General features: G+C 63.4%; 13 protein-coding genes and 1 riboswitch. Of the genes, 8 read left to right on the plus strand and 5 right to left on the minus strand.

Annotated elements, in window-relative coordinates:
- Window positions 1-142 precede the first annotated feature (142 nt).
- On the minus strand, window positions 143-613 hold the full coding sequence (locus FHW69_RS13195; RefSeq protein ID WP_183423553.1) for a helix-turn-helix domain-containing protein: 471 nt from the start codon (window positions 611-613) through the stop codon (window positions 143-145).
- A 263-nt stretch (window positions 614-876) separates the two neighbouring features.
- On the opposite strand from FHW69_RS13195, the gene FHW69_RS13200 reads away from it, so the two are divergent.
- Window positions 877-2133: an NAD(P)/FAD-dependent oxidoreductase gene (locus FHW69_RS13200; protein ID WP_183423554.1), complete on the plus strand. Its 1257-nt coding sequence runs from the start codon at window positions 877-879 to the stop codon at window positions 2131-2133.
- Here the strand turns inward: FHW69_RS13200 and pnuC are convergent.
- The 3 genes from pnuC to FHW69_RS13215 form a co-directional block, all read right to left on the minus strand.
- Complete coding sequence (gene pnuC, locus FHW69_RS13205) at window positions 2072-2659, minus strand: nicotinamide riboside transporter PnuC (protein WP_183423555.1); 588 nt, start codon at window positions 2657-2659, stop codon at window positions 2072-2074. The two genes, FHW69_RS13200 and pnuC, sit on opposite strands and share 62 nt — an antisense overlap.
- Window positions 2649-4817, minus strand: a complete 2169-nt coding sequence (locus FHW69_RS13210) for a TonB-dependent siderophore receptor (protein ID WP_183423556.1) — start codon at window positions 4815-4817, stop codon at window positions 2649-2651. The genes pnuC and FHW69_RS13210 overlap by 11 nt, the downstream gene beginning before the upstream one ends.
- 56 nt (window positions 4818-4873) lie before the next feature.
- A riboswitch (TPP riboswitch) is annotated at window positions 4874-4971 on the minus strand.
- A gap of 4 nt (window positions 4972-4975) precedes the next feature.
- On the minus strand, window positions 4976-6127 hold the full coding sequence (locus FHW69_RS13215; protein WP_183423557.1) for a phosphotransferase: 1152 nt from the start codon (window positions 6125-6127) through the stop codon (window positions 4976-4978).
- A gap of 234 nt (window positions 6128-6361) precedes the next feature.
- Here FHW69_RS13215 and FHW69_RS13220 point away from each other — a divergent pair, with 234 nt between their 5' ends.
- From FHW69_RS13220 to FHW69_RS13230, 3 genes are all read left to right on the plus strand, one after another.
- Window positions 6362-8752, plus strand: coding sequence for a hypothetical protein (locus FHW69_RS13220; protein ID WP_183423558.1), 2391 nt, complete (start codon window positions 6362-6364; stop codon window positions 8750-8752).
- Window positions 8753-10012, plus strand: a complete 1260-nt coding sequence (locus FHW69_RS13225; RefSeq protein WP_183423559.1) for a hypothetical protein — start codon at window positions 8753-8755, stop codon at window positions 10010-10012.
- Window positions 10013-10149: 137 nt separating this feature from the next.
- The gene (locus FHW69_RS13230; protein ID WP_183423560.1) at window positions 10150-10437 is read left to right on the plus strand and encodes a DUF6150 family protein; all 288 of its coding nucleotides are present in this window, start codon (window positions 10150-10152) and stop codon (window positions 10435-10437) included.
- Here the strand turns inward: FHW69_RS13230 and FHW69_RS13235 are convergent.
- Entirely contained in the window at window positions 10426-10962 is a 537-nt protein-coding gene (locus FHW69_RS13235; protein ID WP_183423561.1) for an SPOR domain-containing protein, read from the minus strand. The two genes, FHW69_RS13230 and FHW69_RS13235, sit on opposite strands and share 12 nt — an antisense overlap.
- 201 nt (window positions 10963-11163) lie before the next feature.
- On the opposite strand from FHW69_RS13235, the gene FHW69_RS13240 reads away from it, so the two are divergent.
- The 4 genes from FHW69_RS13240 (at window position 11164) to FHW69_RS13255 (ending at window position 15771) form a co-directional block, all read left to right on the plus strand.
- Window positions 11164-12159, plus strand: a complete 996-nt coding sequence (locus FHW69_RS13240) for a sigma 54-interacting transcriptional regulator (protein WP_183423562.1) — start codon at window positions 11164-11166, stop codon at window positions 12157-12159.
- Window positions 12160-12166: 7 nt separating this feature from the next.
- Window positions 12167-12409, plus strand: coding sequence for a hypothetical protein (locus FHW69_RS13245; RefSeq protein WP_183423563.1), 243 nt, complete (start codon window positions 12167-12169; stop codon window positions 12407-12409).
- Window positions 12410-12794: 385 nt separating this feature from the next.
- Complete coding sequence (gene tssC, locus FHW69_RS13250; protein ID WP_183423564.1) at window positions 12795-15158, plus strand: type VI secretion system contractile sheath large subunit; 2364 nt, start codon at window positions 12795-12797, stop codon at window positions 15156-15158.
- A gap of 46 nt (window positions 15159-15204) precedes the next feature.
- The gene (locus FHW69_RS13255; protein WP_183423565.1) at window positions 15205-15771 is read left to right on the plus strand and encodes a type VI secretion system tube protein Hcp; all 567 of its coding nucleotides are present in this window, start codon (window positions 15205-15207) and stop codon (window positions 15769-15771) included.
- Window positions 15772-15792 lie beyond the last annotated feature (21 nt).

The following is a 15792-nucleotide window of genomic DNA, read 5'->3' on the forward strand; positions in this document are numbered from 1 at the left end:
TCGGCTGCCGCCGGCTTGTTCGTCGCCATCGGATCGTCTCCTCACAGAGGATCACCGCCAGGCTGGCGATGTCGTATGAGGATGGAAGCACAGCGGCGCCCGGCGCAGCCTCCGCAATGACGCAGCGGCTTGTTGCGGAAAACTACCTGGTGGCCTTGCGCGGCGCAGGTGGTCGTTGTCTGACCATGGCATCGGCGGGCTTGAGCGGGAGTCCGGAGGCGTTGCGGGGAACCATCACCGGGACGATGCGGCCACTGTCTGCGCACACAAGCCGCGAGTGTTTTTCACCGGCAGCATAAAGATGCCGCTCACCCCACTGGCGCAGCGCCACGATCACCGGAAACAGATTCTCGCCCTGGCGGGTGAGCACATATTCCTGCCAGGCACTGCCGTCAGAAGCGGGTTGCACGGCCAGCACACCGCATTCCACCAGGGCATACAGCCGGGAGGTGAGAATGTTGCGCGCAACCCCGAGGTCGCGCTGGAAGTCGCCAAACCGGCGCGTGCCCTCGAAGCATTCCCGGACGATCAGCAGCGACCAGCGGTCGCCGATCACATCCAGTGCGCGTGCAATCGGGCAGAGTTCGTCCTTGAGGCTTTTGCGGCGTGCCATGCGATACCGGTCAATACGTGTAATTGGTTTCATATTAAAACTGGCCCGATGTAACTTCAATGGGTTACACACACTGGCGGCTACAGCCGGTCGCCAGCCTCAACTGAAGAGCCACAAACTGTTCGGGCAGCACGGCCCAGATCACGTGTGCAGACTGTGTGGGCCACCTGACTGCGTCAATCGACCATTGGACGTAGGCGCGATCGAAGGCGCATCGCTTGCTATGCTTTGCGGCGAACAATCCAGTGGAGGACGGGGGCGCCATGAAGGTCGCAATTGCAGGCTACGGAACGGCAGGGCAGGCGGCAGCGCTTTTCCTTTCGGCACAGGGGCATGAGGTCACGGTGTTCGAAAAGAGCCCGGTTCTGGGTCCTGTGGGCGCAGGGTTTCTGTTGCAGCCCACCGGCATGGGCGTACTGGCCCGGCTGGGCCTGCTCGGCAAGGCGCAGGCCATGGGCCAGCGCATCGACGAACTGCACGGGTCCACGCCGTCAGGCCGGCCGGTGATGGCCATGCGTTATGGCGACCGCCGCGAAGGATGTTTCGGGCTGGGCATGACGCGTGGTGCGTTGTTTGAACTGCTGCGCGATGCGTGGCCCGGGGCTGGCCGCATTCGCACGGGTGTGCGCATCGACCGATACGACGAGGCCACGCACACGTTGCACGACAGCCATGGACAGAGCCATGGTCCCTACGATCTGGTGATTGCGGCCGACGGCGCGCATTCCGCACTGCGCGCGACCTGTGAAAAGAGCGTGCGCCGCGAGTCGATGTATCCGTGGGGCGCGGTCTGGTGCCTGGTGCGTGCCGACGACTGGGCGACGCCACATCATTTGCAGCAGCGCTACGCAGGCACGCGGCAGATGCTTGGCATGTTGCCTGTGGGCACGCGACCGGGCCATGAGGGCCGCTGGGTCACGTTCTTCTTCAGCCTGGCAGGCGACGCCGTGGAGTCGTTTGACGATGACGCGCTGGCTGCCATGCATCGCGATGTCGCCGACATCTGGCCCGATATCGTGCCGCGCATCGCGCATCTGAGACACCCCTCGGATCTTCAGCGGGCGCGCTATCGTGATGTGGTCATGGCCTCGCCCTGCCGTGGACGGCTGGTGGTCATCGGCGACGCGGCGCATGCGATGAGTCCTCAGCTGGGGCAGGGCGCGAACATGGCGCTGCTGGATGCGGCCACGCTGGCTGATTGTCTGCGCGATCACGTTGACGTGGATCGCGCGCTTGCGGTGTATGCGAAGACGCGTCGCACCCATGTGCGCACGTATCAGTTCATCAGCCGCTGGCTCACGCCGCTGTTCCAGTCAGATCACGCGTGGCTGGGCGGTTGGCGTGATGCATTGTTTGGTCCGATGGGCCGCATGCCCGGCGCGCGCACGCCCATGCTCAGCATTCTCACCGGGGAAGCACGCCTCGGCCGATATGGCTACGAAGCGCGCCCGGTTGACGTCACGCCGCTTTCGGATGAGGACGAAGCGATTGCTGACGCCACTCCCGCCAGCCATGGATAGCCAGGCCCACGAAGACGCCGTACAGCAGCGCGGTGACGAACAGGTCCTTGTAGACGTACAGGCCCACGTACACCACGTCCACCGCGATCCATAGCCACCAGGTTGCCACGTGGCGGCGTGCCTGCCACCACTGTGCCACCAGGCTCAGGGCCGCCAGCATGGCGTCCAGCCATGGCAGGGCAGCGTCGGTCCAGCGATGCATGGCATAGCCCAGGCAAAGCGCTCCCGCCACGCCGATGGCCAGATGCAGCAGCGCGTCACGACGCGGCAGCGGCGCCACCTGCACACGACCATCGTCGCCGAGGTGGCGTAGCCACCGTTGCCATCCGTAGATCAGAAGGATGGCGAAAACGACCTGCAATCCGGCGTCTGAGTACAGTCGCGCGTCCACGAAAATCCATGCGTACGCTGCCACGGATACCAGCCCGACCGGCCAGCACCAAGGATGACGCCGCGCGGTCAGCCAGACCCCCAGCGCGCTGGCCAGCGCGGCGCCGCCTTCGTACAGGGTCAGCTCAGAAGTCATAGGAAACCGACAGGCGTGCCAGTCGCGGCATGCCCGGGAACAGGTAGCGGTCGCCACCGGAGCTGCCCGTGTCACGCCAGTAGAAATGGTTGAACACGTTGTCCACGTTGAGGCGCCAGGTGACCGCGTGGCCGGCAAGCTGCATGTCGTAGACCAGGCCGGCATCAAACACGTGATACGCCGGCACACGGGCCACGCCGTCTGGCGTGGCCGTGTTGGTGCTGGCATAACGCCAGCCGCCCAGCACGCTCAGGCCCTGCACGAACGGCAGGCGATAATTCGCATACACCGCCGTGCGCACGCGCGGCACGTTCACTACCTGATGGCCTTCAAAGGCCGGGGTGCCGGTGTCCTGCGCGCGGGCGCGCATCGCGTTGATGCTGGCCGTGAGCTGGAGGTTGTCGGTGACGCGTCCTGCGGCGCTCAGTTCGATGCCGGTATGCACCTCGTTGCCGCGCTGGATGAAGGTGAACCCTTCAGCGGTGCTGTCCGGCTGTGCGTACTGATACGGCTGGTCGATGCGATAGATGGCTGCCTGAAGATCCAGTGCGTGGCTGACGGCATATTTCGCGCCCACTTCCACCTGACGGGAAACGATGGGGGCAAGCGTCGCGCCTCCATTGGACGTCCAGTAGGGCGCCTCGGCGCCGAGCGACAGGCCCTTGGTATAGCTGAGGTACGTGGTCAGCGGAGCCACCGGTGTCCACAGAAGTGCGGCCTGCGGCAGCACTTTGGTCAGCTGCGTATCGCGCTCGGGAGCGCCCTGATCGTCGTACGCAAGCTCGTGCAGGCGAACAAACCGGGCGCCGGCCACAAGCTGCCACGCGTCACCCATGTGCAGGCGATCCGAGGCGAACACGCTGCGCTGCCAGCTGGTCAGGCGACGGACGGAGTCGCCGGGCTGATTGGGCGACGGGGCGTAGACGGGCGGTTCGTTCTCGTCGATGTTGGCGCTGCCGACGTAGTCATACACGTAGGCACGTTGATCCATCGTGCGGCGGAACACGCTGATGCCGGCGGTGAGGTCGTGGCGAATGCTGCCCGTGTCGAACGAGCCGTGCACAACACCCTTTACTTCGTCGTTGACGCGGGTGTCGTCCGGACTGCGGAAGTCGTAGATGTCGTAGTCGCCGTTGGGCGCGAAGAAATAGCCCGGCGTGGCGCCGCTGGCACAGGCTTGTGTGTAGAAACATCCGTACGCGAAGGCGACGTTGTCGTCGATCTTTGTCCGGCTGTGCGTGGCGGATAGCTGCGCTGACCAGTCGTCAGTGAAGCGATGATCCAGGCGCAAGGACGTGTTGCTCGCAGCGATGCCCACGGGCTGCTGCCACGGCTGGTAACCCAGCAGGCGCGTACGCGACGGGTCGGAGGGAATCACTGTGCCGCCGAGCAACTGATAGCCGGATGCGGAACGCTGGCCGCTGTGCTGGTAGTCGCTGTCCAGCTGGAGCGTGGTGTTGTCGTCGATTTTCCAGTCGGCGGCCACGGAGAGGAAACTGCGGCGGCCGTTGGCATGTTCGATATACGAGTGCGTGTTGTCCTGCGCCGCATTGATGCGGACGCCGAAGGTGCGGGTGAGCCAGCCGCCCACATCCAGTGCGGCATAACGCGAGCCATGCGAGTCGGTGCCCAGCGTGGCGCGTGCGACGTCTTCCGGACGCTTGCTCACATAGTTGATAAGGCCGCCAGGCGCGACCACACCCGATTCAATGCCTCCCAGGCCCTTGAGCACTTCCACGCGCTGCTTGTCTTCCAGTGCCAGCGGCTGTTCGGCCGACATCATGCCGCCGTTGAAACGGAAGCCGGTAGCCAGATCCAGCGGGAAACCGCGGATGGCTACGTCCTGGTAATAGCCAACCGGTGCGTAGTTGTCGCCAATGGACGCATCGCTGCGCACCAGTTCGCTCAGCGAGCGCGGTTGCCGATTGTCGATCTGCTCGCGCGTCATCACCGTCACGGAAGCGGGAAGATCATGCGGCGACACGACGCCCGCACCGGCGCCACCCAGTTGCGAGGCATCGGCACGGTAGCCTTGCGGCGCACGCGCATGGACATCCACCGGGGCCAGGGTGGTGGTCTGTGGCTCGTCGGAAGCATGGGCCAGCGCGCTGGCAGACAGCAGGAAAAACAGGGCAGGCGGAGTGTGGCGTTTGATCATGGTCGTCTTCGCAAAGAAAGGGACGAAGCGACGGCGACCACGGGCCGCAATGCGGGCCTCATGGTCGATAAGCTCCCTACGCCGGTCCTAACCGGGTCAGGTTCAAAGGGACTGTCTCAGCCCGGCTCAACACCAGGCACCCCCGCTTCTTTCAGTGCCTATTGAAGCACGAAACGCCCGTGAGCGTTGCGGATGGCGTCCAGCAGGATCACGCCATCGGTGGTCTTGAACCATGCCATGTGACCCAGGAGGAAGGTGTGCCACGCCACATCGGCATCCGCGCGGGACTGGGTAATGCCTTGATAGTATTCAACTTCAGACAGGGCAAAATCCACGTGCACGATGGGCAGCAGTGCGGCCAGCACGTCCAGGTCACAGGAGCTGAGTGGACGCCTCTGGTGGTATCCCTGGATCAGCGCCAGTGCGATATCCGCGCGCGCAGGACGCGCGCCATCGAGATCCAGCCATGCAATCGCGTTGCGTTCGATGGCGGTAGCCAGGTCGAAGAGTGCGAAGGTCCGGGCCGCCAGTCCGAAGTCCAGCACAGAGGTGATGGAGGCATTTTCGCCTGCGTCACTCCAGCACAGATTGGAAACGTGCCAGTCGCCGTGTGTCCACAGCGGTGGCTGCTGCGCCAGGTGCGGCTGCACGGCGGCGTGCCACGGTGCCAGCGCGGCATGCCAGGCGTTCGCCTTGTCGGTGTCGTGCATGTACGTAGCAAGCGCCGGTCGTTCGGGAAGCTGCCGGCGCAGCGTTGCAACAGGATCGACCGATGCGATCAGTTCGATGCGCGCGACGAGGATGTGTGTGTTCCGTTGTGCGGCGGTGTGCGCTTCGGACGCATCGTGCAATGACGCAAGCATGGTGCCAGCGGTTCGTGCATGCGCCGCGTTGTCCAGCGGCTGCCACGAGAACGCATCACGATACAGATCGACGCCGCTCGCGCGTTCGTGCAACTCGTAGACCCAGTCGCCGATCCATGTGGCTGATGCGTTGTCGCTGTTGGAGAGCACGCGTGGTACGGGCACGCCGTGTTCGCGGAGCGTGTGCATGAAGCGGTGTTCGTCTTCCAGCGTTGTGCCGGGTCGCACGCTTTCGTGGTGACGCTTCAGGAAAAAACTGCCGCCGGTTGTCTGCACGAGACACGCCGCAGAAAGCGGTCGGGGGCTATGCCAGTCGATGCTGCGAAACGTTCCGGCGTCCGGATAGTGCGCCAGCACGGCGTTCACTTCGCGCGATGTGATCGGTGCCCAGTCGGGCGCCACTTCGTTACCGGCAAGCCCGTGGATGCGATGGGGTGTGTCGCTCATGGGCTCGCGCATGCGTGTTCGGGGGAGGGGCAATTATAGGTTCTTCGCAGATTGCCGTGGAGCGTTTTCGTAACCGGCTATCGAAGGGTTCGTGGTGCGGGAAAAGTCGGTTGGCACGCCACCCGTGAAGCCCATCACTTTCCACTCGTGATGTGTGCCCATCGACTCGGCGCCCTTCGCGAAGCTATGCCATGATCCGCCGACACGGATGTCCCCTGTTCTTGAGGAAGTGGCATGAAGCCCTGGTTAAAAGCCCTGTGCGCCGCGATGCTGGCGTTGGGTATCGTGGTTGCCGCCGCGTATGTGTCCGGCGTGCTGGTGTTGTGGTCGCTGGGTCTTTCGTTAGCGCAGCTGCGTATTGATCTGATCTATAACACCCTGTGGGTGCTGGATCGTCCTGATCTGCAACCGGTGGCCACGCGCATTCGCGTCTGGACGCTGATCGGCGTGGCCGTGCCGGTGGTGCTGGGCGGTGGCCTGGGTGCGTGGTGTCGTCGCTGGCAGCGCGCGAACTGGCCCACACCCGTGCCTCCGTTTGCGCGCCTGGGCGATGGCGCGCGATGGTGGTCGTATCGTCGCGGACGCGGTATCGCGCTGGCATCCCGTTGGGGACGCAGCACCAGTGCGCCGGACGCCTCGGTGCTGGTGGTAGGCCGCCGTGCCCCCGCCTCGCTGGTGACCACGCTGCGGCATGTGCAGGGACCGGTGCTGGTCATCGACCCGGGCGGGCACCTGTATGCGGAGACCGCTGGCTGGCGGGCGAAGGACGGGCATCCGGTGCTGCAGATCGCGCTCTTTGGTGGCTGTCATGGCTGGAATCCGTTGCAGCCGGCGTGGACGAAGGATGGCTGGTCGGACCCGGCGCTCCGTGCCATCGCGGCGTGCTGGTATCCGCGCCATGCGCAACGCAACGCGCTGCTGGCCAGTCAGGTGCAGCATGCGTTTGTCGCGCTGGTGCACGTCGTGCACGATGTACTTCACGCCGCTGGCGAGGGGGAGACCCGGGTTTCTCCCGTGGACCTGTTCCGGCTGTGCCGGTGGCACGCCAACCACCGCTCGCTGGCGGCGCTGGCCAGCCATCCGGCGTTGTCTTCGGCCACCCGTATCGCGCTGGGCGAGTGGCGCGGGCTGGATCAGGCCACCATCGCGCGGATCTGGCAGGAGCTGCGTGGCCCGCTGGAGCCCTTCGCCTCGTGGAACCCCGACCGGGACGCCATCGCCCGCCATGGGGACCTGTGTGGCGGCCACGATCCGCGACGCGTCACGATCTATCTGGACATTCCCGGCGACCGTGGCGAAGAGGCGCGGCCGCTGATCGAGACCTTCGTGAACCAATGGCAGGCGCGGGTCGCGTACCGCGCCCCGAAGGTCAAACCGCTGGTCATCCTCAACAGCCTGCGGACGTTTCCGCCGCTGGCCTGCCTGACGGAGGGGCCGCAGGCGCTGCGCTGGCTGGTCTCGACCGCCGGGCTCGACACGCTGCCCGGCCTGTACGGCAAGGCGACGACGGCACTGCTGCGCCGGTTCGACCTGTGCGTGGTGCAACCACCGCCCGAACGCGACTGGGCCGAGGCGCAGGCGCCCGTGTGCGACGCGTTTATCCGGGCCCATGCCCCCGACAAGCACCGGCTCACGTGCCTGTCGCCGTGTGCGGACGACCTGATGACCCTGCGTCGTGGCGAGCAGGCCGTGATGGTTCCCTCGGGGCATCGCGCCGTGCGCTGCGCCATCCCCCGGCCACCGCGTCGCCGGTTACCGCCTCCCCCTGAGCTCCAAGGAGACCTCATGCCCGTACCCCTGCCCATCGGCATGCTTATCGCCGCGCTCCTGGCCGCGTGCCGCTCCCTGCCTCCCACGGCGCCCGAGCCGACGGCGTATAACCCGTGCCACGCGCAGCCGTCGGTGACTACCAAGACCCTGACGTTACGCGAGGCATGCCTGGGGCCGCATCGGTTCCGGTTGCCGAGCAATCTGTATGACGGGCAGCGGGGGCAGGACAACGACATCGACACCATTTACATGTCGATCCAGTGGCCGTCCCTACAGCCGCTACCGATGGGGATCGATCAGCACGATGATCCTCATACGTTTCTGTCCAGCATCACGATCAACGCTTCGTACCTGTCCCGCATCGCGGACGAGGACTATCCGCGCCATCTGTGGAAAACGATTCAGCCGTTGAACCCCAGTGATCCGGAGCAGCGTGCCGATCCGTCGGAGAATCTTGACCTGCGGATCAAGGGTAAGCCCCTCTATGGCCTTATCCCGTACTACGCCGACTTCGACCGGCTGAAGACCTACTACCGCAAAGTGTATGGGCCGGACACCCGCGCTCACGAGCCCGACGTGAACGACGACTGGTTTGTGCGCTTTGATCCGGAAGGCGTGCCGACGACCGTCATCATCTGCTCATCGCGTCGGCTCCCCAATGGCGTACATCTCGAACGGGATCAGCTCGTGGACGACATCGCGCGGGATGGAAGTCGAGCGTTATGCCGCCACAAGTTCCTGATCCCTGAGTACAAGGTCTATGTCTCCATGCATTACATGCGCGTGCTGATGCCGCACTGGGAACAGATCGAAGCGTCCGTGCGCGCCCTGCTGAAAAATGGGGAGATCCAGTAAATGACCTCGCCCTCCTTCGGATTGACCGAAAAAGATCTGGACATCCTCGCCTATTACGTGAAGACGCGGAATCGCGAACGCTACTGGAACTACCTGGCCACACGTCCCGGCGACGACGGCTACGGTGATCTGGCCCTCGGTGTCGTGCGTAACGACAACATGCCCGGTGCCACCGCGAACCTCTATGCCAAGACCTATGCGAAGGAACACAACAGGCGGGTCTTGACCGAGCGGGAGTGGGATAACTTTGGCGTCGACCTGATCGGGCAGGATCTGCTTTTGCGGAAGGAGCATTTCCAAAATTCGCAGCCCGATCTGGCCCTTAATCTGCCCGTCAGGAAAGTGCAGGAAGCGCACGACTTCAGCTTCAAAAAGATCAACATCGACCCCAACGCCTGGACGCCCCGCAAGGCGCTGGAAGCCCTGCGCCTGGACGAACGAGGCGCCGAGGTCCAGACCGAAGCGCTCTGGAAGAGCATGCTGAACAACCGCTTCCTCGGCATGCCCCGCCTGATCCACACCCTGAGCGAGATAGCCACGGTGGACAGCCTGCGAGTTGCCGAACGGGCGATCTACAGCAAGGACATGAGTGCTGCCTACTTCTCGGCTTTAGACCAATGGACCAACCAGAGGCCCCACTTCATTGGCGACAGGAAGCACTACTTCGCGCGCGAACGCGATGGCGCATGGATCGAAATCATGGCATCGCCCATGTCGATGAATTCGAGTATGGGTGCGACCATGGATGAGCCGCTCATGCGGGACGTTACCGATCCGGCCGAACGCGCGCAACTGGAAGACACCTACCAGCTTCGCCGGGAACGCGAAAAAGCTCGCGACGCCACCCACCCGGACGATACGAGCCAACTCGTCCCCTCGCAGCATCCGCTGACCCACGTGGTGCCCCGGGCCAGCGCGCCGTTGCCCGGCGAAGATCCGCTGTACTCCAATCTGCGCCAACGCCTGCCGATGGAGGTGTCCAACGACCAGGTCGCCCTGCTGAGCTGTCATGTCAGACGCTACGAATCGCTACGACCGATCAGCGTGAACGACGCGCAACTGGAAGACAACCAGATGGTCGTGACCATGCCGCACAAGCGGGTGACGCTGAGCATGGACGTGCCGGCACCGCCGAAGGAGTTCAGCATGGAGCAGGCCCAGCAGTTGGATGCAGACGCCAGGGAGCAGGCCATCGAACGCCAGATCTCCTTTGCACGACAGCTGGCGATGGAGCGCAGAGGACATTCGTTGAGTCGCTGATCGCCACGCGGCGGTCGCGGAGCCTTTTGCGCGGGTGCTGCCAATGGGGTAGTCCGCGATAAACCCACTTATCGCGGCCGGGCGTGCGTCAGTGCGCTACGATCCTTTCCGGACACACGGGGATCGGGAAGGCACGCATGGCACGCATCTGGCTGGCAAACACCATGGGCGAGGCCACCGTACGGGTGGCGCAGGTGAGTACGCGCGGCGAGGCGGATATCTGGGTCAACCGGGTCAGCAGCTTCGGTCTCGCATCGGGCGACGCGCTCTGGTACATCGTGAAGGATCGCGGGGAAGCTACCGCGCGGATATTCATGACATCCATCGGCCTGGCACAGATCAAGGTCTATTTTGTGTCCACGCGCGGCGAAGCAGGATGGCGTGACCCGAATGCGGCCAGGCACGGCATTTTCTCACGACCCTGAGGGCGCCGGGGCAGGCAGGCGCACCACGGGAAAGCCACCCGCCACGCCCAGCACGCTCGCCACCCGAGCTGTCGCCGCCGAGGCTTCATCGGCTGTTACAAACCGGCCGGCCGCCACGATGGTCCAGGTGGCATGCGAGGCATCTGTCGCTACCCAGTGCGAGAGAGGAAGGTCCAGTACTTTTGCGCGCGCCAGTAATGCGTCGGCGTCGTTCGCGGTGACGAACTGCCCCAGTTGCAACGCATACGCCGGTTGTCCGGCGGCCGGTGCGGCCGAGGCGACTTCGCTGGTGACCATCATGCTTTCCAGCGCGGGTGGTGTTGGCGATGTTGACGCTTTTGCGGCAGAAGATGCGGGGGCGGCACCATGCGTATCCGGCGCTTTGGCGACCACTTCATGTTGCGCAACTCGCTCGGCCAGGGCGACCAGGGGTGCGCGCCAGTCATCGGGCGCAGCCATGCCACCAAGGAAGCAAAGTACGCCAAATACAAGCACCAGAAGAATAAAACCGAGCCTGGCGAACATCTTCCATCCCCCTGATCTGTATGCGTCGCGGCGGCCGCATCATGACACGGACACCGGGGTGTCATGACAGGGCACGGCTGATTGAAGCATGAGTATGGCAACCGTAAATCATCAGTTGCGGGCAGAGGATCGGAGCGATACATTCACCGGCCTTGGGGCTCCGGTCGTCAACCACCGGTCGCCTTCAAACAGGGGGAAGTCATGGTCGATACACTGGAGTCCAACTTGCTTGGCTCCTCCCCGCAGTTCGCTCATGTGATTGCACAAATTCGGCGAATTGCGAAATTCGACGTGACCGTGCTCATTGGCGGGGAGACAGGTACAGGCAAGGAGCTTGGCGCAAGGGCAGTGCACTATCTCAGTGCGCGGGCGGCTCAGCCGTTCATTCCTGTCAATTGCGGTGCGCTGGCTGAAACACTGATCGAAAGCGAGTTGTTCGGTCACGAACGTGGCGCATTTACCGATGCGCGGCAGGCCGCACCCGGGCTTATCAGCGAGGCCGAAGGTGGCACGCTGTTTCTCGACGAAATCGACACCTTGTCGCCCAAGGCACAGGCGGCCCTGCTGCGCTTCCTGCAGGACCGCACTTATCGCCGCGTGGGCGGTACGCAGACCCGGCACACCGATGTCCGCCTGATTGCCGCGAGCAACGCCAATCTTGAGGAACTGGTCGAAGCACGGCAGTTTCGCCGCGATCTTCTCTATCGGCTGAAGGTCATGCCCCTGGTGATGCCGCCGTTGCGCGAGCGTGGCAACGACGTGACCGAACTGGCGCGTATCTTCCTCGACCGGCTCAACCGGGAATACAGCAGGCAATTCCAGCCCAAGCGATTCCATCCCGAATTCTCGGCCGCGCTGGGCCGCTATTCGTGGCCGGGAAACATCCGCGAACTGGAGCATTTCATCCAGCGCGAATACCTGATGTGCGACAGCGAAGTGATCAGTGCGGCGGTGCCGCGCGACCAGGGCGCCATTCCCACGCCATCGGATCACTTCAACGCGATGTTCAAGCAGGCCAAGGCCAGCGTCATTGCGGACTTTGAAAGAAGCTACGTGAGCAGCACCATGGCGCGTGCGCAGGGCAACATCAGCCGGGCGGCCCGCCTGGCAGGCCAGGATCGCAGTGCCTTCAGCAAGCTGGTCAGCAAGTACAGGGTCGCTTCTACGGCCGATCAGGAGCAAGATTCGGCAGAATGATTCCCTGATGCGAGGTCTGGCCTTGTTCGGCTTTCCTGTTCGTGCCATCGCCGACGCCATCACGCAGCATCTTGCGGCGCAGCCGAAGAGTGCCGATACGGTTGAGGGCGTCCAGCAATGGTGGCTCCGGCCACGAGGCATCGACGTGTCGCTGTCCGCGGTGACCGAAGCGCTTCTTCTGCTTGAACACGAGCAGGTCGTAACCCGCCGCGTCTGCGGTGCGAGGGAAGTCTGGCGCGCCATGCGCTGACTGTCGTTTTCCCATCCCCTTCGTTTTTTTTCGGGAGTGAGCTTGCTCACGATGCCTGCGTGGCTCGCTGCCGACTTCTTGCCGAAATCTTTTCGCGGGCAAACAGCTCTCAAGCAGGCTGCGTGTCATTTTCTTCACGGCGTGTGTGACGTCACACACCCCGCTTCAGTGGCTTTGAGCAACGGGTGAGTCCGCATTTTTATCGCGTGTGCCGTGTAGAAAACCACACACATGAACATGCGACAAGACGCGAAGAACCTCCGGAAACCCGCGCAAAAGCCCACTTCTTCGTGTTGGCACGCATCTTGATTAACTCTGTCCGTAACGCGAGCGGCAGCGTTCGAGTCCGAGCATCTTGCAGCCGCCTACCCAATGAGGTCCGTTCATGACTGTCGAAAGCATCCAACAGAAGTTACTGCGCGTGCGTCCGCCGCGCGTGCGCATTACCTACGACGTCGAGACCGGCGGTTCGAGCGAGAAGGTGGAGCTGGCCTTCATCGTTGGCATGTTTGCCAACCTCTCGGGCGATCTGGACTCAAGTGCGTTGCCATTGATGAAAGACCGGCGCATGCGCGAAATCGACGCCGAATCGTTCGACAAGATTCTGGCCGACAGTTCGCCCACGGTGCGCCTGAATGGCATTCCCGACACGATCCGGGGCGGCAACGCCGTACTGACCGGAAATCTGACATTCACCTGTCTGGCGGATTTCGAGCCACTGGCCGTGGTACGTGCGGTGCCGTCGCTGAACAAGCGCTACGACGCCCGTGCCGATCTTCGGGCGCTTCAGTCCATGGCCGAGTGCAACGACGCATTGGGTGCGGCGCTGGACATGTGCACCCGCGACGCTGCGGCCATGACCGCCATCAAGACAAGTTTCCCGGCAGGTGAGCCTGATAGCTGGGTGGCGCTTGATGTAAATCCGATGGCCACGATGCCGGATGTTCCCACGGGTGCAGACGCCCCGGCTCTGATCGTGACGCTGCTTGCCACGCAGATGAAAGCGAACACGGAACTGGCGCTGGCGGCAAAGCAGGCGGACGACGATGCGGCGGCAGCATCCACCAAGGCGGCAACGGCAGTCACGGATGCCACGACAGCACGCGATGCGGCCCAGACAGCCGCAACGAAGGCCGCCACGGATTACGACACAGCGGAAGCTGCGGCCAAGGCTGCGACTGGCGACAAGGCCATCGCGGACGCCAATGCCACGCTGGTGACTGCTCTGAAGGCCCGTGACGACACGGCCAAGGCATTGGCCGATGCGAAGGCGGCGGCTGATACGGCCACGGACACGGCGGCGCGACTTGCCGCAGTGGCTGCCGACCGCCATCAGGCGTTCCTGGCCATTGATCCGCTGTCCAAGGCACGCCGCCTGGCAGGTCGTTACGCCAATGAAATCATCGTGCCTGTGGGCAACAAGGAACTTCAGCTGGTCGGGCTTGGCGCCAATGGCCTGATCGACGAGCGCGCTGTCGCCGTGGATCTGCAAATTGGCGTCCAGCTGGATGGCATCCTGCATTCAAAGTCGTTCCAGTCGCTGGAAGCCACGTGGCGTGGCCTGTTCTATGTGGTTTCCCGCAGCGAGACGGGTCGTTTGCTGAAGCTGCGCGTGTTCAACGCCAGCATGGACGACCTGCGCAAGGAACTGGAGAAGGCCGTCGAGTTCGATCAGAGCGGCGTCTTCAAGATGATCTACGAGGCCGAATTCGGCACCTACGGCGGCTCGCCATACAGCCTGCTGGTGGGTGGTTACGAGTTCGATCACTCGCCCAATCACATGTCGCTGCTCAACAACCTCACCAAGGTGGCTGCCTCGGCACATGCGCCGTTCATTGCCGCCGCCGCACCGGGCCTGTTTGGCCTGGACAGCTTCGACAAGCTGGCCCGCCCGCGTGATCTTGGGCAGTTGTTCGAGTCGCCGGAGATGGCCGAGTGGGTGGAGTTCCGCAACAGCGAAGACTCCCGCTACGTGGCCCTTGCGCTTCCCCATGTGCTGCTGCGTTTGCCCTATGGCAAGGATTCGCGTCCGGCTGAAGGCCTGCACTACGAAGAAACCGTCAACAACGACGACGGCCCGGACCATGATGCGTTTCTCTGGGGCAACGCGGCCTGGGCACTGGCCGAGCGCATCACCCACGCGTTCGCGCTGTATCACTGGACCGCTGCGATCCGTGGCGTGGAAGGTGGCGGCATGGTGGACGGCCTGCCCGTGTACACCTACCGCGACAGCGCGGATCTGGTGAACATGATCTGTCCGACCGAGGTGTCCATTACCGACCGTCGCGAAAAAGAGCTCAACGATCTGGGCTTCATCGCACTGTGCAACTGCAAGGGCACGGGGCAGGCGGCATTCTTCGGCGGCCAGACCACCAACCTCCCGCGCCAGTACATCAGCGACGAGGCGAATGCGAACGCCAAGCTCTCGGCCATGCTTCCGTACATCCTGGCTGCTTCGCGATTTGCGCATTACATCAAGGTCATCATGCGCAAGAAGATCGGCGCGTTCCTGACCCGCGGCAACATCGAGGCGTATCTCAACAGCTGGATTTCCCAGTACGTGCTTCTGGATGACAACGCATCCCAGGAAGTGAAGGCCAGCTACCCGCTGCGCGCGGCGCAGGTCACCGTTACCGAGGTGCCGGGCTCACCGGGTTCGTACAAGGCCACGGTGTTCATCAAGCCGCACTTCCAGCTGGAAGAACTCACCACGTCGATTCGCCTGGTGGCGGATCTGCCCGCGGGCTGACGCGCCACGCGCGTGTTCGGCCCCGCGATCTCAACCAGGAGCGACCATGGATCTCATTCTGTTACAGCCCGGCGACTCATCCATCTTTGGCGGACCCAACGGCTTCAAGGGCGGCGGCAGCCTCATCGACGACCAGTGGCGCGATGAAGTGCTGAAGCTTGGCCAGTGCCTCGAACTTGTCTCGGTGCATCAGGGCATGAAGCAGCAGATCACCACCGACGTCAGCAACTCGGCCCGTACGTCGGGTCGTCCGATCATCACCGAGTTCACGTGCGTGAAGTACGTGGACAAGACTTCGGTGAAGTTCTACGAGTACTGCCTTCGCGCACAGCCGCTGGGCAAGGGCGAGAAGGCACCGACGAAGATCTACATCGCGCGCAACTCCGGCGAGAAGACCGCCAACATTCTCACCATCGAACTGCGTGACGCGATCATCAGCGAGATTCAGTTCCAGTCCAATCCGGAAGACATGCCGACCGAGCAGTTCAAGCTCAATTTCACCGAAATCCTGTGGACCTACACCGTCCAGGAAACCGACATGAACACCTCCGGCAACCTCGCCTCTGGCTGGAGTATCGCGCGCAACCGTCCCATCGGTCAGTTCACGAGCTGATTGATCCGCCTCATGCAGTTC

It is taken from the genome of Luteibacter sp. Sphag1AF, assembly GCF_014192715.1.
Taxonomy (GTDB): domain Bacteria; phylum Pseudomonadota; class Gammaproteobacteria; order Xanthomonadales; family Rhodanobacteraceae; genus Luteibacter.

Coding starts and splice junctions, on each gene's coding strand:
- FHW69_RS13235 (WP_183423561.1), bottom strand. CDS start 10,962: ATGTTCGCCAGGCTCGGTTTTATTCTTCTGGTGCTTGTATTTGGCGTA.
- FHW69_RS13240 (WP_183423562.1), top strand. CDS start 11,164: ATGGTCGATACACTGGAGTCCAACTTGCTTGGCTCCTCCCCGCAGTTC.
- FHW69_RS13220 (WP_183423558.1), top strand. CDS start 6,362: ATGAAGCCCTGGTTAAAAGCCCTGTGCGCCGCGATGCTGGCGTTGGGT.
- FHW69_RS13200 (WP_183423554.1), top strand. CDS start 877: ATGAAGGTCGCAATTGCAGGCTACGGAACGGCAGGGCAGGCGGCAGCG.
- FHW69_RS13215 (WP_183423557.1), bottom strand. CDS start 6,127: ATGAGCGACACACCCCATCGCATCCACGGGCTTGCCGGTAACGAAGTG.
- FHW69_RS13195 (WP_183423553.1), bottom strand. CDS start 613: ATGGCACGCCGCAAAAGCCTCAAGGACGAACTCTGCCCGATTGCACGC.
- FHW69_RS13225 (WP_183423559.1), top strand. CDS start 8,753: ATGACCTCGCCCTCCTTCGGATTGACCGAAAAAGATCTGGACATCCTC.
- FHW69_RS13210 (WP_183423556.1), bottom strand. CDS start 4,817: ATGATCAAACGCCACACTCCGCCTGCCCTGTTTTTCCTGCTGTCTGCC.
- FHW69_RS13230 (WP_183423560.1), top strand. CDS start 10,150: ATGGCACGCATCTGGCTGGCAAACACCATGGGCGAGGCCACCGTACGG.
- FHW69_RS13255 (WP_183423565.1), top strand. CDS start 15,205: ATGGATCTCATTCTGTTACAGCCCGGCGACTCATCCATCTTTGGCGGA.
- tssC (WP_183423564.1), top strand. CDS start 12,795: ATGACTGTCGAAAGCATCCAACAGAAGTTACTGCGCGTGCGTCCGCCG.
- pnuC (WP_183423555.1), bottom strand. CDS start 2,659: ATGACTTCTGAGCTGACCCTGTACGAAGGCGGCGCCGCGCTGGCCAGC.
- FHW69_RS13245 (WP_183423563.1), top strand. CDS start 12,167: ATGCGAGGTCTGGCCTTGTTCGGCTTTCCTGTTCGTGCCATCGCCGAC.